The organism is Neorhizobium sp. SHOUNA12A, assembly GCF_023006505.1.
Lineage (GTDB): Bacteria > Pseudomonadota > Alphaproteobacteria > Rhizobiales > Rhizobiaceae > Neorhizobium.
In genome coordinates this window covers 53,277-75,273 of the sequence record NZ_JALBGV010000017.1, presented here as the reverse complement: position 1 = coordinate 75,273, position 21,997 = coordinate 53,277, and the positions used below count along the sequence as shown (strand labels likewise).

The 21,997-nt window shown below is 62.8% G+C and carries 19 protein-coding genes; 10 read left to right on the top strand and 9 right to left on the bottom strand.

Translation table 11 applies throughout. From position 1 onward, the window contains the following. Nucleotides 1-10 precede the first annotated feature (10 nt). The 7 genes from glgC (at nt 11) to MOV63_RS10675 (ending at nt 9,327) form a co-directional block, all read left to right on the top strand. A complete protein-coding gene (glgC, locus tag MOV63_RS10705) occupies nt 11-1,273 on the top strand; it encodes a glucose-1-phosphate adenylyltransferase (RefSeq protein WP_038545199.1) in 1,263 nt (420 codons plus the stop codon). Between the two features lie 6 nt (nt 1,274-1,279). Beyond that, entirely contained in the window at nt 1,280-2,737 is a 1,458-nt protein-coding gene (gene glgA / locus MOV63_RS10700) for a glycogen synthase GlgA (protein WP_247033690.1), read from the top strand. A gap of 2 nt (nt 2,738-2,739) precedes the next feature. Beyond that, a complete protein-coding gene (locus MOV63_RS10695; RefSeq protein WP_247033688.1) occupies nt 2,740-4,368 on the top strand; it encodes an alpha-D-glucose phosphate-specific phosphoglucomutase in 1,629 nt (542 codons plus the stop codon). Between the two features lie 4 nt (nt 4,369-4,372). Then, entirely contained in the window at nt 4,373-6,319 is a 1,947-nt protein-coding gene (gene glgX / locus MOV63_RS10690; RefSeq protein ID WP_247033686.1) for a glycogen debranching protein GlgX, read from the top strand. Between the two features lie 131 nt (nt 6,320-6,450). Beyond that, a complete protein-coding gene (locus MOV63_RS10685) occupies nt 6,451-6,936 on the top strand; it encodes a MaoC family dehydratase (protein WP_247033685.1) in 486 nt (161 codons plus the stop codon). Between the two features lie 5 nt (nt 6,937-6,941). Next, nucleotides 6,942-8,000: a DUF2332 domain-containing protein gene (locus tag MOV63_RS10680; RefSeq protein ID WP_247033684.1), complete on the top strand. Its 1,059-nt coding sequence runs from the start codon at nt 6,942-6,944 to the stop codon at nt 7,998-8,000. Between the two features lie 85 nt (nt 8,001-8,085). Beyond that, nucleotides 8,086-9,327 (top strand): cyclopropane-fatty-acyl-phospholipid synthase family protein, encoded by a 1,242-nt coding sequence (locus MOV63_RS10675; RefSeq protein WP_247033683.1) that lies wholly within the window; start codon nt 8,086-8,088, stop codon nt 9,325-9,327. Nucleotides 9,328-9,374: 47 nt separating this feature from the next. Here the strand turns inward: MOV63_RS10675 and MOV63_RS10670 are convergent, their stop codons facing one another. The 5 genes from MOV63_RS10670 to MOV63_RS10650 all read right to left on the bottom strand — a co-directional run bounded on the left by MOV63_RS10670 (nt 9,375) and on the right by MOV63_RS10650 (nt 15,429). After that, nucleotides 9,375-9,683, bottom strand: coding sequence for a hypothetical protein (locus tag MOV63_RS10670; RefSeq protein ID WP_247033682.1), 309 nt, complete (start codon nt 9,681-9,683; stop codon nt 9,375-9,377). Nucleotides 9,684-10,019: 336 nt separating this feature from the next. Next, nucleotides 10,020-10,580 carry a sarcosine oxidase subunit gamma gene (locus MOV63_RS10665; RefSeq protein ID WP_247033681.1) on the bottom strand — a complete coding sequence of 187 codons (561 nt, stop codon included), beginning with the start codon at nt 10,578-10,580 and terminating at the stop codon, nt 10,020-10,022. After that, complete coding sequence (locus MOV63_RS10660) at nt 10,573-13,548, bottom strand: sarcosine oxidase subunit alpha (protein WP_247033680.1); 2,976 nt, start codon at nt 13,546-13,548, stop codon at nt 10,573-10,575. Before MOV63_RS10660 ends, MOV63_RS10665 begins: the two co-directional genes overlap by 8 nt. Beyond that, a complete protein-coding gene (locus MOV63_RS10655; protein WP_247033678.1) occupies nt 13,545-13,886 on the bottom strand; it encodes a sarcosine oxidase subunit delta in 342 nt (113 codons plus the stop codon). Before MOV63_RS10655 ends, MOV63_RS10660 begins: the two co-directional genes overlap by 4 nt. A gap of 289 nt (nt 13,887-14,175) precedes the next feature. After that, nucleotides 14,176-15,429, bottom strand: a complete 1,254-nt coding sequence (locus MOV63_RS10650; RefSeq protein WP_247033676.1) for a sarcosine oxidase subunit beta family protein — start codon at nt 15,427-15,429, stop codon at nt 14,176-14,178. Nucleotides 15,430-15,814: 385 nt separating this feature from the next. On the opposite strand from MOV63_RS10650, the gene rpsU reads away from it, so the two are divergent. The 3 genes from rpsU (at nt 15,815) to MOV63_RS10635 (ending at nt 18,523) form a co-directional block, all read left to right on the top strand. Next, nucleotides 15,815-16,060, top strand: coding sequence for a 30S ribosomal protein S21 (gene rpsU / locus MOV63_RS10645; protein WP_038545235.1), 246 nt, complete (start codon nt 15,815-15,817; stop codon nt 16,058-16,060). 120 nt (nt 16,061-16,180) lie between these two features. Further along, nucleotides 16,181-17,068 carry a tetratricopeptide repeat protein gene (locus tag MOV63_RS10640; protein ID WP_247033674.1) on the top strand — a complete coding sequence of 296 codons (888 nt, stop codon included), beginning with the start codon at nt 16,181-16,183 and terminating at the stop codon, nt 17,066-17,068. A 162-nt stretch (nt 17,069-17,230) separates the two neighbouring features. After that, a complete protein-coding gene (locus tag MOV63_RS10635) occupies nt 17,231-18,523 on the top strand; it encodes a pilus assembly protein TadG-related protein (protein WP_247033672.1) in 1,293 nt (430 codons plus the stop codon). Between the two features lie 14 nt (nt 18,524-18,537). On the opposite strand, the gene MOV63_RS10630 is transcribed toward MOV63_RS10635, so the two are convergent. The 4 genes from MOV63_RS10630 to MOV63_RS10615 all read right to left on the bottom strand — a co-directional run bounded on the left by MOV63_RS10630 (nt 18,538) and on the right by MOV63_RS10615 (nt 21,985). Beyond that, nucleotides 18,538-19,266, bottom strand: coding sequence for an esterase family protein (locus tag MOV63_RS10630; protein WP_038545241.1), 729 nt, complete (start codon nt 19,264-19,266; stop codon nt 18,538-18,540). Further along, nucleotides 19,263-20,180, bottom strand: a complete 918-nt coding sequence (locus MOV63_RS10625) for an acetylxylan esterase (RefSeq protein WP_247033710.1) — start codon at nt 20,178-20,180, stop codon at nt 19,263-19,265. Before MOV63_RS10625 ends, MOV63_RS10630 begins: the two co-directional genes overlap by 4 nt. A gap of 46 nt (nt 20,181-20,226) precedes the next feature. After that, nucleotides 20,227-20,493, bottom strand: a complete 267-nt coding sequence (locus MOV63_RS10620) for a type II toxin-antitoxin system ParD family antitoxin (protein ID WP_247033671.1) — start codon at nt 20,491-20,493, stop codon at nt 20,227-20,229. A gap of 91 nt (nt 20,494-20,584) precedes the next feature. Continuing rightward, complete coding sequence (locus tag MOV63_RS10615; RefSeq protein WP_247033670.1) at nt 20,585-21,985, bottom strand: NAD(P)(+) transhydrogenase (Re/Si-specific) subunit beta; 1,401 nt, start codon at nt 21,983-21,985, stop codon at nt 20,585-20,587. Nucleotides 21,986-21,997: the final 12 nt, after the last annotated feature.

The window sequence follows — 21,997 nt, the reverse complement described above, 5'->3', positions numbered from 1 at the left end:
GGAGGGAACGATGAACGAGAAAAGAATTCAGCCTCTATCGCGCGATGCCATGGCCTATGTGCTTGCCGGCGGTCGCGGCAGCCGATTGAAGGAACTCACCGACCGCCGCGCCAAGCCGGCGGTCTATTTCGGCGGCAAGGCGCGCATCATCGATTTCGCACTGTCGAACGCACTGAATTCCGGCATCCGCCGCATCGGTGTGGCGACGCAATACAAGGCGCATTCGCTGATCCGCCACATGCAGCGCGGCTGGAACTTCTTCCGGCCCGAACGCAACGAGAGCTTCGACATCCTCCCCGCCTCCCAGCGCGTCTCCGAGACGCAATGGTACGAAGGCACCGCCGACGCTGTCTTCCAGAACATCGACATCATCGAGGCCTACGCGCCTGAATACATGGTCATCCTCGCCGGCGACCACGTCTACAAGATGGACTACGAATACATGCTCCAGCAGCATGTGGACAGCGGCGCCCAGGTCACCGTCGGCTGCCTGGAAGTGCCGCGCATGGAAGCCACCGGCTTCGGCGTCATGCATGTCAACGAGAAGGACGAGATCATCGCCTTCGTCGAGAAGCCCGCCGATCCGCCCGGCATTCCCGGCAATCCCGGTTTCGCGCTCGCCTCGATGGGCATCTACGTCTTCCACACCAAGTTCCTGATGGACGTGCTGAAGCGCGACGCCGAAACGCCCGGCTCCAGCCGCGACTTCGGCAAGGACATCATTCCCTATATTGTCGAGCACGGCAAAGCGGTCGCCCATCGGTTCGCCGATAGCTGCGTTCGGTCCGATTTCGAGCGCGAACCCTACTGGCGCGACGCAGGCACGGTCGACGCCTACTGGCAGGCCAATATCGACCTGACGGAAATCGTTCCCGGGCTTGATATCTATGACAAGTCCTGGCCGATCTGGACCTATGCGGAAATCACCCCGCCGGCGAAATTCGTCCATGACGACGAAAACCGCCGCGGCTCGGCGACCTCGTCGGTCGTTTCAGGCGACTGCATCATTTCCGGTTCGTCGCTCAATCGCAGCCTGCTGTTCACCGGGGTACGCGCCAATTCCTATTCACGCCTCGAGGGCGCGGTCGTGCTGCCGAACGTCCGGATCGGAAGACGCGCGCAGCTTCGCAATGTCGTCATCGATCACGGTGTAACCATTCCGGAGGGCCTGGTGGTCGGCGAGGATCCCGAAATCGATGCGAAGCGTTTCCGGCGCACCGAAAACGGCATCTGCCTGATCACCCAGACGATGATCGACAAACTGGACCTGTAACGCGTTATGGAAGTGCTTTCGGTTGCGTCCGAAGTCTATCCGCTGGTCAAGACCGGCGGACTTGCCGATGTGGCCGGGGCGTTGCCGCTGGCGCTGAAGGGCCATGGCGTTTCGGTCAAGACGCTGATGCCCGGTTATCCGGCGGTGATGCGGGCCGTCAAGGGCGCCAAGCTCCGCCTGAGTTTCGAAAACCTGCTCGGCGCCAGGGCCGACCTGCTCGAAGTCGAGCATCAGGGGCTCGATCTCCTGATCCTCGATTCGCCAGTCTTCTTCGACCGCCCGGGCGGCCCTTATGCCGATGCGACCGGCAAGGATCATTTCGACAACTGGCGTCGTTTCGCAGCCCTTTCCAAGGCCGGTGCGATGATCGCCCAGGGCGCCATGGCGGACGGCGATGGCGGCTGGCGGCCTGATATCGTCCACGTCCACGACTGGCAGGCGGCGATGGTGCCGGCCTATATGCGTTATTCCGACGAGCCCGAAGTGCCGACGCTCACCACCATCCACAACATCGCCTTCCAGGGCCAGTACGGCGCCGACATCTTCCCCTATCTCGATCTGCCGGCGCACGCCTTTAGCATCGAAGGCGTCGAATATTTCGGCGGCGTCGGTTTCCTGAAAGCCGGGCTGCAGACGAGCTGGGCAATCTCGACCGTCAGCCCTTCTTATGCCGAGGAAATCCTCACCCCCGAATTCGGCATGGGTCTCGAAGGCCTGCTGACGATCCGCCAGGGCGATCTGCACGGCATCGTCAACGGCATCGACGCCGAGATCTGGGACCCGGCGACCGATCCCGCCGTGAAAACCCACTACAACGCCACCACGCTGAAGACCCGCGCCGAGAACAAGCGGGCGGTCACTGAGCGCTTCGGTCTCGACCGGGAGGCCGGACCGCTCTTCTGCGTCATCTCGCGGCTCACCTGGCAGAAGGGCATGGACCTGCTGGCCGAAACGCTCGACGACCTCGTCGCGATGGGCGGCCGGCTGGCGGTGCTCGGCTCCGGCGACCGGGCGCTCGAAAACGCCTTCCATGCCGCAGCCAAACGCCACCCCGGCAAGGTCGCCGTCCTCTCCATCTATGACGAGCCGCTCTCCCACCTGATGCAGGCGGGCTGCGATGCGATCGTCATCCCCTCGCGCTTCGAGCCCTGCGGCCTCACCCAACTCTACGGCCTCAGATACGGCTGCATTCCGGTCGTAGCCCGCACCGGCGGTTTGAACGACACCGTCATCGACGCAAGCCATGCCGCGATCGCCGCCAAGGCCGCCACCGGCATCTCCTTCAGCCCGGTCACCACCGACAACCTGCGCCGGGCGCTTCGCCGCACCGTTGGCCTCTACCATCAGCCCAAGGTCTGGACGGGGATGCAGAAGCAGGGCATGAAATCCGATGTATCCTGGGAAAGGAGCGCCGGACTTTATGCCGGCCTCTATTCCAGCCTCATTGCCAAAAAAGGTTCCTGACCATGATCAAGACCGTCACCACCACTCCCTATCAGGATCAGAAGCCGGGCACGTCCGGCCTGCGCAAGAAGGTCCCGGTCTTCGCGCAAGTGAACTATGCGGAGAACTTCATCCAGTCGATCTTCGACAGCCTCGAAGGCTTCGAGGGCCAGACGCTGGTGATCGGCGGCGACGGCCGCTACTACAACCGCGAGGTCATCCAGAAGGCGATCAAGATGGCCGCGGCCGCCGGCTTCGGCAAGGTCATGGTCGGCCAGGGCGGCATCCTCTCGACGCCCGCCGCCTCCAACATCATCCGCAAGTACAAGGCTTTCGGCGGCATCATCCTCTCGGCCAGCCATAATCCAGGCGGTCCGACCGAGGATTTCGGCATCAAGTACAACATCGGCAATGGCGGCCCGGCCCCGGAAAAGATCACCGACGCGATCTTCGCCCGCTCCAAGGTCATCGACACCTATAAGATCGCCGATGTCGTCGATCTCGATCTTGACGCGATCGGCTCCTTCGACGTCGCCGGCATGGCGGTCGAGGTGATCGACCCGGTAGCCGACTATGCCGAGCTGATGGAGCAGCTATTCGACTTCCCGTCGATCCGGGCGCTGATCGCCAGCGGCGTCAATGTCGTTATCGACTCGATGGGCGCCGTCACTGGCCCCTATGCGCGGCAGATCCTCGAAAACCGCCTCGGCGCCCCGGAAGGCTCGGTCCGCAACGCCGTGCCCCTGCCGGATTTCGGCGGCCACCACCCGGACCCGAACCTCGTCCACGCCAAGGAACTCTATGACGACGTCATGAGCCCCGACGGGCCGCATTTCGGCGCCGCGTCGGACGGCGACGGCGACCGCAACATGATCGTCGGCAAGGGCATGTTCGTCACCCCTTCCGACAGTCTCGCGATCATCGCCGCCAACGCCACCGTGGCGCCGGGCTATGCCCGCGGCATCGCCGGCATAGCCCGCTCGATGCCGACAAGTGCTGCCGCCGACCGCGTCGCCGAAAAGCTCGGCATCGGCATGTACGAGACCCCGACCGGCTGGAAGTTCTTCGGCAACCTGCTCGACGCCGGCAAGGCGACCGTCTGCGGCGAGGAAAGTTTTGGCACCGGCTCGGACCATGTGCGCGAAAAGGACGGCCTCTGGGCGGTGCTCTTCTGGCTGAACATCATGGCCGCCCGCAACGAAAGCGTCGAAGAGATCGTCAGGAAGCACTGGGCCGAATACGGCCGCAACTACTATTCCCGCCACGATTACGAAGAGGTCGATTCGGAAGCCGCCAACCTGCTGATCACCGCTCTGCGCGACAAGCTGGCGACCCTCCCCGGCCAGTCGTTCGGTGCGCTGAAGGTCGCAACGGCCGACGACTTCGCCTATCACGATCCAATCGACGGTTCTGTCTCCAAGAACCAGGGCATCCGCATCCTCTTCGAAGGCGGCTCCCGCGTCGTCTTCCGCCTCTCCGGCACCGGCACCTCGGGCGCCACGATCCGCGTCTATGTCGAGCGCTACGAGCCGGACGCGTCGCGCCATGCGATCGACACCCAGGAAGCGCTCGCCGACCTCATCGCCGTCGCTGACCAGATCTCCGATCTGCGCAAGAGGACAGGCCGCGACAAGCCGACCGTGATTACCTGACCCTATGGCAAAAACGGCGATCCAGGGCGGCGTGACTTTAACGGCAGACGGCGCTGACTTCGCCGTCTGGTCACACCATGCCGAGCGGATCGAGCTCTGCCTTTTCGACGCCGAGGGAAAGAAGGAAATCGCCCGCCACCGGCTGGTGCGTGGCCGCGACGATATCCATCGCATCTCGGTGCCGGCGCTCGGTGCCGGCGCCCGCTATGGCTACCGTGCCTGGGGTGCCTACGATCCCGATAACGGCTCCTGGTTCGACTCCTCGAAACTGCTGGTCGACCCTTATGCCCGCGAACTGGACCGCCCCTTCCGGCACGACGCCCGGCTCACGATGTTCGGCGTCGACACCGCCGATCTGGTTCCGAGGGCGATCGTCACCCGCGACCCGCTCGCCAAGATCGGCCGGCCGATCCTGCCGTCCGGCGGCTTCGTCTACGAGGTCGCGGTCAAACCCTTCACCATGCTCCACCCGGCAATCCCGGAAAAACAGCGCGGCACGGTCGCAGCGCTTGCCCATCCCTCGATCGTCGCGCATCTGAAGAAGATCGGCGTCGATGCAATCGAGCTGATGCCGATCACCGCCTGGATCGACGAACGCCACCTGCCCCCGCTCGGCCTCACCAACGGCTGGGGCTACAACCCGATCGCCTTCATGGCACTCGACCCGCGCCTCTGCCCCGGCGGCATCAAGGAACTGCGCGAGACGGTCGCGACGCTGCACCAGGCCGGCATCGGCACCATCCTCGACCTCGTCTTCAACCATACCGGCGAAAGCGACCGTTTTGGCGCAACGCTCTCCATGCGCGGCCTCGACAACCGCTCCTATTACCGCCATGTCCATGGCGAGCCCGGCCATCTGGTCAACGATACCGGCACCGGCAACACGGTCGCCTGCGACCACCCTTACGTCCGCCGCCTGATCATCGATACGCTCCGCCATTTCGTCGTGCATGCCGGCATAGACGGTTTCCGCTTCGACCTTGCCCCCGTCCTCGGCCGCACGGAAAGCGGTTTCGATGCCAAGGGCGAGACCCTGAAGGCGATGATCTCCGACGAGGCGCTAAAGGACCGCATCCTCATCGCCGAGCCCTGGGATATCGGGGCCGGCGGCTACCAGCTCGGCAATTTTCCGGAACCCTTCCTGGAGTGGAACGACCGCGCCCGCGACGACATGCGCCGCTACTGGCGCGGCGACCAGTGGACGACCGGCGCGCTCGCGACGCGACTTTCGGGGTCATCGGATGTTTTCGAAAGCTCCGGCCGCAGCCGCACCGTCAACTTCCTCGCCGCCCATGACGGCTTCACCCTGATGGATCTTGTCTCCAACGAGCACAAACACAACGAGGCGAACGGCGAACAGAACCGCGACGGCCACGGCGAGAATTTCTCCTGGAACAACGGCGTTGAAGGCGAGACCGACGATGTGACCATCCTCGAAAACCGCCGCCGCGATGTCGCGGCCTTGCTCTCCACCCTGTTTGCCAGCCGCGGCACCGTCATGCTGACCATGGGCGACGAAGCCGGACGCAGCCAGCGCGGCAACAACAATGCCTATTGCCAGGACAATGCCATCACCTGGTTCGACTGGAGCAAGATCGACAAGGCGCTGATCGAACACACCGCCATGCTCGCCGCGCTTCGAAAACGCTTCGCGGTCTTTTCGGAAACCTCCTTCTTTGCCGGCAACGGCGATGTCGAATGGCTGTCCGCCTCGGGCAAGCCCATGGAGGTTGGCGACTGGGAAAATCCCGGCAACCCGGTGCTCGGCATGGTGCTGAAGACGCTCGACCGGCAGACCGACAAAGACACCCGCATCGCCATCCTCTTCAACCGCGGCCACGAGCCGGCAAGCTTCGCGCTTCCCGGCTGGGGTTGGAAACATTTCGCCTCCGGCGAGCTGTGGAACCAAGTGCTTTCCGCCCGTTCCGTGCGTTTCTGCATCGAGGAATGACGCGCTGCAAAAATCACTCGCCAACCAGGGCAAACCCTGTAAAGTCCGACAGCTATTGAGCATTTTTGGGGAAGTGCAAGGCGGCGTTTCGTCCGGGATTGTCAACGTCCAGAAGAAATCAGAGAGGTCGCATGCGTGAAATTTCGCTAACCGAAGTCGAAGGTTTGGTTGGCACGGAAGTCGGGGTATCCGAATGGATCACGGTGGATCAGCCGATGATCGACCTTTTTGCAAACGCCACCCACGATCACCAGTTCATCCATGTCGATCCGGAGCGCGCGGCGGTCGAAAGCCCCTTCGGCGGCACCATCGCCCACGGCTTCCTGACGCTATCGCTGCTGTCCGCCATGAACTTCGACTGCGTGCCGAGGATCCGCGAACAGACGATGGGCATTAATTACGGTTTCGACCGCATCCGCTTCATGTCGCCGGTCAAAAGCGGCAGCCGCATTCGCGGCCATTTCACACTGGCCGAAACCCGCTTCCGCGGTGCCGGCATGCTGATGACCACCTACGACGTCTCGGTCGAGATCGAGAACGAAAGGAAACTGGCGCTCACGGCCATCTGGATCACCATCATCCAGTTCGACCCGAAGGACCGGCCGGAAGGAGTGTGAGCGCGATGGCATCCGAAGACGAAATCAGGCAAGCGTTCCGGGAACAGATCGTCGGAGGCCAGCTCCTCGGGTCACCCTTTACCGCCCGCCTCGGCAGGCTGATGCTGGACCATCTCGACCGTTCGACGGAAGTGGGTCGGCGAATCTTAAGCTGGGAAGGCGACCCCGGCACCCGGGGCGATCTTGTGCCCACCCGCCTCGCCGGCGCCCTGCATGCGCTGATCATCGACGGCAAGGACGATCGCCTGAAAGCAGCCTACCCGCCGAACGACGTGAGCGACGGCACGCTTTGGACGGCGATTGCCGGTGCCTTCGAAACCCACGAAGCCTTCATTCTCGAACGGATGAGTTTTGCTCCGCAAACCAACGAGGTGCGCCGGTCGAGCGGCTTACTGGCCGGCTTCCTCACCGTCGCCGACCTGTTCCGCAGGCCGTTGATCCTGTCGGAATTCGGTGCCAGCATGGGCCTCAATCTCAGTTGGGACCGATATCACCACGATCTCGGCGGCTTGCTCTGGGGCGATCCGTCATCGCCGGTCCGGCTGAAGCCCGACTGGCAAGGCCCGTCCCCACCTGACGTCGAGATCACCATTATCGATCGCGCCGGCTGCGACCTCAACCCTCTCGATCCCAACTCGCCTGAAGACTGCCTGCGGCTGCTGTCCTACATCTGGGCCGACCAGACGGACCGGGTGGAACGTACCCGCGCGGCGCTGCAGATCGCCAGAGAACATCCGGCGCTCGTCGAAAAGGGCGATGCGCTCGCCTGGCTGCGCGACAAGCGCCTGAAGGTGCTCGTGCCCGGCACGGTCCATGTCGTCTACCATTCGATCGCCTGGCAATATTTGCCGCCGGAAGCCCGCTCGGCAGGCGAGGCGATCATCGCCGAAGCCGGCAGCCGAGCGACGGAAGCAGCCCCACTCGCCCGCCTGCAGATGGAAATGGACGACGATCCGAACAGCGCAGCACTCAGCCTGCAGATCTGGCCGACCGGCGAGACCCGGGAGCTCGCCCGCATCGATCCCCACGGCCGCTGGGTGAAGTGGAAGGGCTGGCAAGCCTAGAACCCGCGCGCGAACTGTTGATCGCCAATCCCGAAACTTGATGTTAGCCTGTCCTTCGGGTGCTAATGGTTCCGGGGGGATACTGATGTTTCCGCTGTCGCATATGATGAAATCCTTCATTCGCCGCGGCCGATTGACGGTCATCGATGCAGAGGGTAACCGCCATGTATTCGCGGGTACGCCCGGCCCGTCGGTCACCATGCGCCTCACCGACAAACGGCTCTACCGGACCCTGGTGTTCAATCCGGAATTGGCGGCCGGCGAAGCCTATATGGACGGTACGATGCGGTTCGAGGAGGGCTCGACGCTGCGCGATTTCCTGACGCTGTTTTCGGTCAACCGGCTGTCGCTCGGCTCCTATCCGCTCCAGAAGGTTCTGCGCAGCATCAAGATGCGCTTCCGCAAGCGGCAGCAATCCAACCGCAAGGGCCAGGCGCAGCAGAACGTCGCGCACCATTACGATCTCGGCAACGACTTCTACAAACTCTTCCTCGACGCCAACATGCTCTATTCCTGCGCCTATTTCCGCGAGCCGTCCGAGACGCTGGAACAGGCACAGCGTAACAAGCTGCGGCTGCTGGCAGCCAAGCTCGGCCTCAAGCCGGGCATGAAGGTACTCGATATCGGCTGCGGCTGGGGCGACCTCGCGCTCTACCTCGCGAGGCTCGAAGACGTCGAAGTCCTCGGTGTCACCTTGTCGAAGGAACAGCAGGCGCTCGCCTCCTCACGGGCGCAGGCGGCCGGGCTCGACAACCGTGTCCGCTTCGAGCTCAAGGATTATCGCGACGTGACGGAAACATTCGACCGCATCGTTTCGGTCGGCATGTTCGAACATGTCGGCGTGCATCACTACGACGAGTTCTTCGCCAAGCTGAACAGCCTGATGCCGGACGACGGCCTCGTGGTGCTGCATTCGATCGGCCATATGAGCCCGCCCGGCATGGCGAGCCCCTGGCTGCGCAAATACATTTTCCCGGGCGCCTACTCGCCGGCCCTGTCGGAGGTCTTCGAGGTGGTCGAGCGCAACAGCCTGTGGGTGACCGATCTTGAATTTCTGCGCATGCATTATGCCACCACGCTTGCCCATTGGTCGGAACGGTTCGAAAAGAACCGTGATGCGGTCATTGCTCTTTACGACGAGCGTTTCGCCCGCATGTGGGAATTCTACCTGATCAGCGCCGAGATGATGTTCCGCACCGGCAGCCAGTTGGTCTTCCATATGCAGCTGTCCCGCTCGCGCGATGCGGCACCAATCGTGCGCGACTATATCACCGATCAGCAGCGCGCCTATATTGAGCGGGAAGCAGGCTTAAACCTTTCGCTGTGAGAGGCTCGGTCGACAGTCGGCCCAGCCCGGTGAGTGATGCCCGCTACCTAAGCGGCCATTTCCATCAGCACGAAACCGATGAGCGGCGGCAATGCCGCACCGATCGCGATCTGGGCGGTGCGCGTCGGCGTCAGGCCGACGGCCGAGCCGGAAATGCCGGCGGCGATCAGGCCGGCCATCGGGATCGACAGGTTCCGGTCGACACCCGGTGCGGAGGAGGCGATCACGCCAGCGACGGACGCGCAGGCGCCGATCAGCGCGCCTTTCCAGATCTCGATACCCGCAAGCTTCGCGGCAATCGCCCCGCCGATCACCGCCGCGACGACCGCAATCGCCATCAGTCCGAATTGTTCCATGATGTCCTCCCCCTTGTGGGGAGAGAGTGCGGTTCTGCGAGAGCAAGTCAAGCCAGGCGATTGTCCTAGAGCCTTTCAGGGTTAAATTGAAGCGTTCTGCCGGAGCAGGTTTTCGTCAGGGCAGAGGCGATTGGCGAAGGGCATACCCCGATGTACGTCCGAGCCGATCGCCTCTGATCCTGGCGGAAAGATGCCCGGCCCTTCGGGTTGGCTGAAATGGGCCGCCTGATCGACCGGCCGGCTTGGCCGTAGAGCATGGCTACGACGCGCGCCGGCCGGTCGATCATCCGACTCCGTTTGAGCCAACAGAACGATTCAATTTAACCCTGAAAGGCTCTAGACGGCCGCGTCCTGTGCGCCTTCCGCCAGCAGGCCGAAGGCGTAGTCTGAGAACGACCGCCATACCTCCATCCGGAACGCTTCGTCACCGGTTCGCAGAAGTACGATTTCCACCTTGCCGAAAACGGTCCGCGAGCAGGCGCCAACCGGGAAGACCTTCAGCGACAGGTCCTGCGGGCAGCCGGCATTGATCGCCGCTGCGGCCCCCGGCCCCGACACCAGGATCGCCGTATTCCGGTGGGATACATCCGTTGCCGAATGCAGAGCGCCGGAATTCTTCGCAGCCTGCATCAGTCCGCCGTTCTCTTCCGCGATCACCAGCCATTCGTCCGGCCCGAGCCACAGCGCCGAACGAGCGTTGGCGGAAGCCGATGTTTTCGGCCTGACCGGCAAATCGACGCCGAGCGCCGAGGAGAGTGCTGCGACATCCTCGGCCCTGGCGCGCAGCGAAATGCGCTCGGCGGGTGGCGCCGCTTCGAGGCGGACGGTCGACGAACCGCCGTGGAAACCGGAAAGAGGCGAAGTGCGGTTTACCAGATCAGCCCCATAATCAGCCATGGATGCGGCCTCCATCCTTGTCGAAGAATACCATGTCGGTCACTTCCACCTCGATCGTCCTGTCTTTGAGCGGCACATAGAGCGTCTCGCCGATCCGCGCCCTTCCGCCGGCAACCAGCGCCAGCGCGATCGAGCGGCCGCAATTCTCCGACCAGTAGGCGGAGGTCACATGGCCGAGCATGGTCATCGGCTTGGCCTGGTTCGGGTCGGCGACGATCTGGCCGCCCTCCTCCAGCACCAGTGCCGGGTCCTTCGTCAGTAGTCCGACGAGCTGCTTGCGGCCCTCGCGCACCAGGTCCGGGCGCTTCAGCCCGCGAATGCCGACGAAATCGGGCTTCTTGGAGGAGACAGCCCAGCCGAGACCCGCATCGTACGGTGTCACCGTGCCGTCCGTATCCTGGCCGACGATGATATAGCCCTTTTCGGCGCGCAGCACGTGCATGGTCTCGGTGCCGTAGAGGCAGGCACCCATCGGCTCAGCCCGCTCCCAGATTGCCTTCCAGACGGCCGGACCGTAGTCGGCGGGCACGTTGATTTCGTAACCGAGTTCGCCGGTGAACGAGACGCGGAAGAGCCGCGCCGGCACGCCCATCACGCTGCATTCCGCCACGCTCATATGCGGAAAGGCCTCGTTGGAAATATCGACGCCCTCGACGAACGGCTGGATGATCTCGCGTGCCTTCGGCCCCTGCACGGCGATGACCGCCCATTGCTCGGTGGTCGAGGTGAGCCAGACCCTGAGATGCGGGAACTCCGTCTGCAGATAGTCTTCCATGTGGTGCAGAACACGCGGCGCCCCGCCGGTCGTGGTCGTCACATGGAAGCGGTCCTCGGCAAGCCGGCCGACGACGCCGTCGTCATAAACGAAACCGTCCTCGCGGGTCATGATCCCGTAGCGGCTCTTGCCAGGCTTCAGGCTGCCCCAGGCATTCGTATAGATGAGGTTGAGGAACTGCGCCGCATCGGGACCCACCACCTCGATCTTGCCGAGCGTCGAACCGTTGAACACACCCGCCACTTCGCGCACCGTCCGGCATTCGCGGTTGACGGCGGCCAGCATGTCCTCGCCGCGCTTCGGGTAATACCAGGCGCGCTTCCAGTTGCCGACATCCTCGAACTCTGCACCTTCGCCCGCTTCGAGCGCGTGCATTGGCGTCTTGCGCGCCGGATCGAACAGTTCCCCGCGCGAATGCCCCACCAGCGTGCCGTAGGTCACCGGCGTGTAGGGCGCACGGAACGTGGTCAGCCCCACCTGCGGGATCGGCCGGTCGAGCATTTCGGCGGCGATGGCGAGGCCGTGCATGTTGGAAAGCTTGCCCTGGTCGGAGGCCATGCCGTTGGTGGTGAACCGCTTGATATGCTCGATCGAATGCATGCCCTCGCGCACCGCAAGGCGGATGTCCTTGGCGGTCACGTCGTGCTGGAAATCGACGAAGGCCTTCACCGTTGTATCCGGCCCGGCTCCCTCCGCAGCCCCGATCATGCCGCCGGTCCATTCGAACCGGTTCTCGCCAGAAAGCGCGAACGAACCGCCGCCCGCCGCAATCGCCTCGTCGATCAGTTCGGCCAAATCATCCGTGCCATTACAGCCGCCGACGGAAACGCAATCCTGCGCATAGATATTCGGCAGGAAACGCTGGTTGACGTCGTCGAACCGGAGTTTTCCGCGCGACTGCGAAAACAGATGCACCGAAGGCGTCCAACCGGCCGAGACGATCAGGGCGTCGACAGCAATCTTGCGGGCATCGCCGCCGCCGTTGCGCGCCACGGTCATCGAGGAAATCCGCAGCCGGCCGCCGGTATCGGTCACCGAGTGGCCGCTCAGCACGGAGATGCCGAGCCCGCGGGCTTCCGCCAGCAGCGCCTCACCGGGATCGGCGCGGCAATCGACGATCGCCGCGATCGAGACGCCCGCCCGCTTCAGGTCGAAGGCCGTCTCGTAGGCCGAATCATGCGCCGTATAGATGCCGACCTGCCTTCCGACAGCGACGCCGTGATGGTTGAGGAAGGTACGGGCCGCAGACGCCAGCATGATGCCTGGCCGGTCGTTGTTGGCAAACACCATGTGCCGCTCGATCGAACCGGTGGCCAGCACCACCTTCTTGGCTCGCACCTGCCACAGCCGCTCGCGCGGCAGGTCCTTGCCGGGCTTCGCGACATGGTCGGTCACCCGCTCCACGAGGCCGAGAAAACCATGATTGTAATAACCGAACACCGTCGTGCGGGTCAGCACCGTCACGTTCGGCATCGCCTTCAGCCTTGCCGCCGTCGCCTGCGCCCAGTCGTAACCGTTCTGCCCGTCGATCGTGGTCGCCGTGTCGTAATGCAGGGCGCCGCCGACTTCCGGCTGTTCGTCGACGAGGAAAACGCTTTGCCCCGTGGCAGCCGCCGAAAGCGCCGCCGTCAGGCCGGCAACGCCGGCGCCGGCAACCAGCACGTCGCAATGGGCATAGCGGTTGGCATAGTGATCCGGATCTTCTTCGGTCGGCGCAACGCCAAGGCCGGCCGCACGGCGGATGAAGGGTTCGTAGATCTTCACCCAGGCCTCGCGCGGCCACATGAAGGTCTTGTAGTAGAAGCCGGCCGCAAAGAACGGCGAGAACAGATTGTTGATCGCTCCGACATCGAACTTCAGCGACGGCCAGCGGTTCTGCGAGGCGATCTTGGCCCCGTCGAAGACTTCCTGCACGGTCGCCCGCACGTTCGGCTGGCGCCGCGCCGCATCGCGCGAGACGTCGATCAGCGCGTTCGGCTCTTCCGGACCGGCAGACAAGATGCCGCGCGGCCGATGATATTTGAACGAGCGGCCAAGCAGATGGACGCCATGCGCCAAAAGCGCCGAGGCGACGGTATCGCCTTCCAGCGCGGTATAACTCTTGCCGTCGAAGGTGAAGCGCGCCGTGCGGGCGGGCGTCAGCCGCCCCGCACCCTTGATGCGGAAGGTGCCGGAATTGGAGGAGGTGCTCATCGGGCGTCTCCCTCTGTTGCTTCATAGGTCTCGACGGTCTCTTCGGAAGCCCCGGTTTCAGGCAACATCTGCTTCGGCATTCCCGCCTTGTAGGTCATCAGGAACCGGTCGCTCACCGTGTCGCGCGCCGCGTTGAAGAACCGTCCGCAGCCGTGGATATGCCTCCAGCGTTCATAAGTGAGGCCTTTTTCGTTGTTGCGCAGGAAGAAATATTCCGCGAATTCCTCGTCGGAAATCGCCGAGATATTCTCCGGCCGCGCAATATGCGCCTCGCCGGCCCAGCGGAATTCCAGTTCCGAGCGGTCTTCTTCGCAATAGGGGCAATGGATCAGCAGCATGCGGGGCTCCGCAGGGGTTGGGAGGATGAATGTGAGCGAGGCAGGCTCCCACTGATCTCCCCCCTTGAGGGGGAGATGTCACCGAAGGTGACAGAGGGGGGTAGCGACGGTGCGGCAAATACGGCGTCGGAAGAATATACCGAGAGGGTTACCCCCCTCTGCCCTGCCGGGCATCTCCCCCTCAAGGGGGGAGATCGGTATGCCGCACCGTCTTCTCCCATGCGTGACCGCCGTGGAGTTGGAGCGAAAGGCACAATTTGGTCCGGAAGGCAAAGCATCCCGCCCCTCATCAATGCGCCACGGCGGCGGCCGCCGCCTCGTCGATCAGCCGGCCGGTGCGGAACCGGTCGAGGTTCAGCCCCGCTGCCAGCCGGTGCGGCTCGCCCTTGGCAATCAGATGCGCGAAGAGATTGGCCGAACCCGGCGTCGCCTTGAAGCCGCCGGTTCCCCAGCCGCAATTGACGAACAGGCCCGGCACCGGCGTGACGCCCTGGATCGGCGAACGATCCGGCGTGTTATCGGTAATGCCGCCCCACTGGCGCATCATCTTCACCCGCCGGAACATCGGGAAGAGTTCGCAGATTGCGTCGAGCGTATGGGTGATGATCTGCAGCCCGCCGGTCTGGGAATAGGAATTATACTGATCGGTGCCGGCGCCGATGACGAGTTCGCCCTTGTCCGACTGCGAGATGTAGGCATGCACCGTGTTCGACATGACGACGCAGGGGAAGATCGGCTTCAGCGGCTCCGAGACCAGCGCCTGCAGCGGAGTTGAATGGAGCGGCACACGCACGCCGGCCATCTCCATCACGACGGATGAATGCCCGGCGGCCGAGACGCCGATCTTCTTCGCCCCGATGAAGCCCTTGCTCGTCTCGACGCCCAGGACATCGCCGTTCGGGCCGCGGCGGATGCCGGTCACTTCGCAATTCTGGATGATGTGCACGCCGCGGTCGGACGCCGCACGCGCATAACCCCAGGCGACCGCATCGTGGCGGGCCGTACCGCCGCGCCGCTGCAGGGCGGCGCCGTTGATCGGGTAACGCGCCGTCTTGGCAATATCGAGTGGTGGCACGAAGGCCTTGGCCTGTTCCGGCGTCAGCCATTCGTTGTCGATACCGTAGAGCCGGTTGGCGTTGATATGCCGCTTGAAGCTCTGCATGTCGTGGGTGTTGTGCGACAGCATCATCACGCCGCGCGGCGAATACATGACATTGTAATTGAGATCCTGGCTCAGCCCCTCCCAGAGCTTGAGCGAATGCTCGTAGATATCCATGCTCTCTTCATAGAGATAGTTGGAGCGGATGATCGTCGTGTTGCGGCCGGTATTACCGCCGCCGAGCCAGCCCTTCTCGATCACCGCGACATTGGTTATGCCGTGTTCCTTGGCCAGATAATAGGCAGCACCCAGGCCATGCCCGCCGGCGCCGACGATGATCACGTCGTAAGCACTGCGCGGCTCCGGGGAGGCCCACTGCGCTTCCCAGCCCTTGTGGGCACGCATCGCCTCGCGGGCCACGGCGAAAACCGAATATCTGCGCATCTCGCCTCGAACTCCTAGGGATCGTCAGCCCTCATCGCAGGGCCAGCATTTGGGTAGTGCCATACCCATCGCAAATCAATATGCGTCGCAATGGCTCTATTGCGACGCATTCGCCCTCCCCATCGACACCGGCAAGATCGTCCGCGAATTCGGGAGGATCGACCGGCACTCCGACCGTAAATTGCGACCGGCTATTCAGATTTTACGGCAGTTTCTGAAAAGGCGGCGGAATTGCCGCAGATCGGCCTTAATGCGTCTGGACTTCACACATCTCTTCTGCTATCTGCCGTCATCAATCGCACGGCTCCAAGCCGAGCGGACGTTATTCTTTCGCCTCGAATCGTACCGATCCAGGCGAGCAACAAACCAAAGGAACGGGATTCACGTGCAGGTACTTGTCCGCGACAACAACGTCGATCAGGCGCTCCGCGCTCTTAAGAAGAAGATGCAGCGCGAAGGCATTTTCCGTGAAATGAAGATGCGCGATTATTACGAGAAGCCGTCTGAAAAGCGCGCCCGTGAAAAGGCAGAGGCTGTTCGTCGCGTTCGCAAGCTTGCTCGCAAGCGCATGCAGCGCGAAGGTCTGATTGCCGCTCCCGCTCGTGCGGTTCCTGCGCGCCCGGCTCGTTGATCGGCCGTTTTTTGGACGTTTTCATGTGCTTTCAGGGCGGTGGCGACATGGGCGCCGCCGCTCTTTTGATTTGGTCCGAGACTTCCAATGCCTTTGCCCCGACATGAGGAAATGCGCCTGATGGCCGCCAAAAATGCCGTTCTCGATCGTGGAACCGAAATTTCCGGCCTCTTGACCCAAGCTTCTCCCGTCCGTCGCAAAACAGCGTTGCCTGCCGCGCTGATCGCCCTTCTGGCGCTTGCCGGCTGCGCAACCACCAGCTCGACCGACATGATCACCGTCGACCGTGCCCAGGGATCCCAAGAGAACATCGCCTCGCTCTCTTCCGTCATCAATTCCAGTCCGCAGGATCCGGAAGGCTATAACGTCCGTGGTACGGCCTACGGACGCGCCGGCGAGTTTTCGCGCGCGCTTGAGGACTTCAACCGCGCCATCCAGCTCAATCCGCAGTTCTACCAGGCCTATGCCAACCGGGCCCTCGTCTACCGCAACATGGGCAAGCCCGTCGAAGCGGCCAACGACTATAACCGCTCGCTGCAGATCAACCCGAATTACGACGTCGCCTATATCGGCCGCGGCAATATCTATCGCCAGGCCGGCCGCACCAACGAAGCCTTCAACGACTTCAACAAGGCGATCCAGCTGGAAACCACCGATGGCCGGGCCTGGCACAATCGCGGCCTGATCTACCAGATGCGCGGCCAGCACGCCCAGGCGATCGACGATTTCTCGAAAGCCATCTCGCTGTCGGCGAATTCGCCTGAGCCCTATAACGGCCGCGGCATTTCCTACGTCGCCTTGAACGACGACGACAACGCGTTTGCCGACTTCAACCACGCGATCGAGCTCAACGACAAGCTGGCCGAATCCTGGGCCAACCAGGCGCTGGTCTATGAGCGCCGCGGCGACAAGGCGCGCGCCTACAAGTCCTATTCGCACGCCATGCGCCTCGACCCGAACTACAAGCCGGCCCAGGACGGCGCGAGCCGCACCCGCGCCAGCACCTGAGATCCGCGTAGCGGCGCAACACCTGAAACCGTTAACGTTTCATCCGACGCAAGGCGCGTTGTTTGCGCCGGGACGGCACCCCGCCAAACATTAATAACAGATGAAACTAATAAAGGCGTTACTATTTTGTACTACTGTTCCCGGATGGAATGGGGTACGTGCATGCTGGATAAACTCCTGGGCGACAGGTCCGGAAACTTCGGAATAATGAGCGCCTTGCTGCTCGTGCCGCTGATCGCGGCCGCCGGCCTTGCCATCGATCTTACCGATGCCCTCGAGGCCCGTAACCAACTGCAGGGTGCGGCGGACGCCGCCGCCCTGGGTGCCGTCGCGGAAAAATCCATCGGTACGGCGGAAGCTATGAAGATGATGACGGACGGCGCGATCACCCCGGCCGTTCAGGATGCCGAAAAGATTTTCGCGGCGCAGATCGCATCGGCGACCGGCTACACGCTGACGGACCATGCGGCGACGGTCACCAAGGTCAACAACCAGCTGACGGCGATGTTCACCTATACCGCGACCGTTCCGACCACCCTTCTGAAGGTCATCGGCAAGAACGAGTTCACCGTGACCGGTCAGGCGACGGCAGTCTTCCAGACGGAAACCTACCGGGATTTCTACCTTCTGCTCGACAACACGCCCTCCATGGGGGTCGGCGCCACCACGGCCGATATCAACACCATGGTCGCCCATACATCCGACAAATGTGCGTTCGCCTGCCATATCGTCAATAACGGCGTCGAGGACGAAAACAGCTACTACAACCTCGCCAAAAGCCTCGGCGTCACGATCCGTATCGATGTTGTCGCCAACGCGACGGCCGCGCTGATGGACACCGCCGTGTCGGTGCGCAGAAGCGACAATCAGTATCGGATGGCGGTCTACACCTTCGGCCAGAAAGCCGAGGATACCAAGCTTCTCGAGATCAGCCCGCTGACCGACAATCTTGCCGACGCGAAAAGCAAGGCCTCGCTCATCGACCTCATGTCGATCCCCTATCAGGGTTATAACAAAGACCAGCAGACCGATTTCGATCTCGCCATGAAAAATATCGGCGACAAGATGGGCACGCCGGGTACGGGCCTGACGCCTTCCGACCCGGAGAAGATCGTGTTCTTCGTGTCGGACGGCGTCGGCGACAGCAAAAAGCCGACCACCTGCACCAAAATGCTCACCGGCACCCGCTGCCAGGAGCCGATCGACACAAGGGCCTGCCAGCTGCTCAAGGACAAGGGATACAAGATCGCCGTCCTTTATACGACCTACCTGCCGCTGCCGACCAACAGCTGGTATAATTCGTGGATCAAGCCGTTCCAGAGCGAGATCAGCACCCGGATGCAGAATTGCGCATCCAGCGGCTATTTCTTCGAGGTCAGCCCGTCGCAGGGCATCAGCGACGCGATGAATACCCTCTTCCTAAAGATCGTCTCGACGCCGCGCCTTTCGGGCTGAGCAGCCGACCCGCCTCAGATATAAAGCGCCGCCATCTTGCGCCAGGCACCGGCCCGGTGGGCGCGCCCGTCCCAGACATGCATCCGATGCCCGACACCCTTCTCGGAAAGAACCCGGCTGAGATGCTGGTTGTTGTCGAGGAAAGGGTCGGCATCGCCGATCGTCAGCACGATCTCCACCTGCCGCAGCCTTTCGATCTGCCATTCGCTGGTGATGCCGGGCAGGAAATGCGACGGGGTGTGGAAATAGACGGTCTCGTCGTAATAACCGTCCATCAGGTCGTCGAACGCCTCGACCTTCAGCGTCAGGTCGTAACGCCCCGAAAACGCGACGAGCTTGCGGAACAGGTGCGGATGGCGAAAGACGATGCTGGCCGCCTGGAAGGCACCGAGGCTGCAGCCCTGAACGATCGTGCAGTCATGCCCGTTCCGGTCTGCCATCAGCGGCAGGACCTCGTTGAGGATATAATCCTCGAATGCCGCATGCCTGCGGATGCGCACCGACGGATGCTGCCTTGCGTCGTAGAAGGTCTCGGTCGCCAATCCGTCGACGCAGTAGAGCTGCAACTGGCCGGCCCGGATCTTGTCTGCCAGGCTTCCGACGATGCCAAGCTCTTCATATTCCCAGAAACGTCCCTCGCGGGTCGGGAACATCAGCACCTTGGCGCCGGCATGGCCGAACACCAGGAGTTCCATGTCTCGATGGAGCCGCTGGCTGTACCAGCGCAGATATTCGCGGTTCATGACACCTTGAAGAACTGTCCGGCCTTCTCGCGAAGCGCCGCCTCTTGCAACATGCTACCAGGATAGTCGAAATGTCCGGCATCCAGGATGAAGATTTCATTAAATTTCGATCTCGGAACTGCGTTGGCGACGGCGAACTGGCAGGGCGGCGCAACCGCGGGATCGAATAGCGCGACGCTCGTCAGCATCGGCACGGTGATGCGGCTCGCCGCCACCGCCGAATCATGCAGGCGCAGCGTCTTCAGCGCATTGCCGTATTTCGCCTGATAGGCCTGGACCGAGGCAGCGCTGCCGATGCTTTTCAGCTTCAGCCGCAATTCCTGATGCCCGAAGGTCGGCAGCGACAGATGCCCCCGATCGATCCGGTTGTCGAAGGGAATGGCAAGCCCGCCGATGCCGCCGCCGAAACTGATGCCGCTGTAGCCGACATGGCCGGAAAGCCAGGGATAGAGGGCGATCAGCATGCTCACCGCGACCCAAAGGTCGTCGACGCAGCCGCCGATAATGTACCGGTCCGGCTTGTCGATATCGTGCAGCACGTGCCACTGCGAATCCGGCGAGATCGGCGGGCGGGTGCTGCGCGACATGCCTCGAAAGCAGAGAAACAGGACGGCTGTCTCCTCGACCGGAATATCGAGATCCGGCACGTCGCGCCCGCCATATCCATGACCGACCACCAGCCCGCGTCTGATCTCCCCCCGCCGCGGCAGAAGAAGCCAGCCGCCGATCGGAAACCGGCCGGTCGACATATAGGCGATGTCGAAGACATGCCATTTCGGATGGTCAAGCCCGCTCTTGCGCAGGCCAGGCTCCGGATCGACGGCCATCGCCCGCCGATAGCGGTCCTTCCAGAACGCATCGAAACCCTCTGGCGCCTGAGGCGGCACTACCGCCTGAAGCTCCTTCAGCCCCATGCCATAGGTGGGGTCGAAATCGTAAGGGTGTTTGGTGAGCCTGAATTCAGGCACGCTTTGCCTTTCGAAGGGCCACGATTTTTTCTGCCTCGGCGAAAATCTCATCCATGCTGCGTGAGCTTATTCCGCTTTCGCGAGAAGCATTCACGACCTGACGCATCTCATCCAACGAAAGCTCCTCGCCCTCGCGGAGGCGTTCACGGATCACGAGTTCGCTGACGAATTCGGCCACGTTCGCAAATCTTCCGCTGCGAACCTGATCTTCGATCCAGTCCTTGGTCGTGTCTGGAAGGGAACCGATAATATCTGCCATTCTGGCCTCCTGCTCACTTCCAATGTCGCACGATCCGTCTTCACAAAAAAGCCCGGCAATGCCGGGCTTCTATGGACTACTCGCTATTCACTCAGTGCTTCATCGCCTTGACGATGTCCTCGGTCATCTTCTTGGCATCGCCGAGCAGCATCATCGTGCCATCCTTGTAGAACAGCGTGTTGTCGATGCCGGCATAGCCCGAGCCGAGCGACCGCTTGACGAACAGGCAGGTCTTGGCCTTGTCGACGTCGAGGATCGGCATGCCGTAGATCGGGGAGGTCTTGTCGTCGCGGGCCGCAGGGTTGGTGACGTCGTTGGCGCCGATGACATAGGCGACGTCGGCCTGCGCGAACTCCGCATTGATGTCTTCCAGTTCGAAGACCTCGTCATAGGGCACGTTGGCTTCGGCGAGCAGCACGTTCATATGGCCCGGCATACGGCCGGCGACCGGATGGATCGCGTACTTGACCTCAACGCCGTGGCTTTTCAGCGTATCGGCGAGTTCTCGCAGCGCATGCTGCGCCTGGGCGACCGCCATGCCGTAACCCGGCACGATGATCACCTTCTCGGCGTTCGACATCAGGAAGGCCGCGTCGTCGGCGGAACCCTGCTTCACCGTCCGCTGCACGCCGTCGTCGCCGGCAGCAGACGCCGTCTCGCCGCCGAAGCCGCCCAGGATGACCGAAACGAAGGAGCGGTTCATCCCCTTGCACATGATGTAGGAAAGGATCGCGCCCGAGGAGCCTACCAGCGCACCGGTGATGATCAGCGCGAGATTGCCAAGCGTGAACCCGATGCCGGCGGCGGCCCAGCCGGAATAGGAATTCAGCATCGAGACGACGACCGGCATGTCGGCGCCGCCGATCGGCACGATCAGGAGAACGCCGAGCGCCAATGCCAGCACCACGACGAGCCAGAAGTCGAAATGGCTTTCGGTCTGCACCAGACCGAAAATGAAGACGACGACCAGCACCAGCAGGCCGATATTGATGGCGTGCCGGTAGGGCAGCATGATCGGCTTGCCGGACATCCGCCCGTCGAGCTTCAGGAAGGCGATGACCGAGCCGGTAAAGGTGATCGCGCCGATCGCCGCGCCGAGCGCCAGCTCGATCAGCGCCTGGCCGTGGATATGGCCGATCGCGCCGATGCCGAAGGAATCCGGCGCATAAAGTGCTGCCGCCGCCACCATCACAGCGGCAAAGCCGACTAGCGAGTGGAAGCCGGCGACGAGCTGCGGCATCGCCGTCATCGGAATGGTGCGGGCGATATAAGCCCCTGCCCCACCGCCGAGGCTGAGCGCCAGCACGATCAGGATGAAGCCGCCGAACGTCGGCGTGGCAAGCAGCAGCGTGGTGACGATGGCGATACCCATGCCGACCATGCCGTAGACATTGCCCTTGCGGCTGGTCGTCGGGTGGGAAAGGCCCCGGAGCGCCATAATGAACAGCACGCCGGAGACGAGATAGAGGAAGGCTGCGAGGCTCTGCGACATGTATCCGAACCC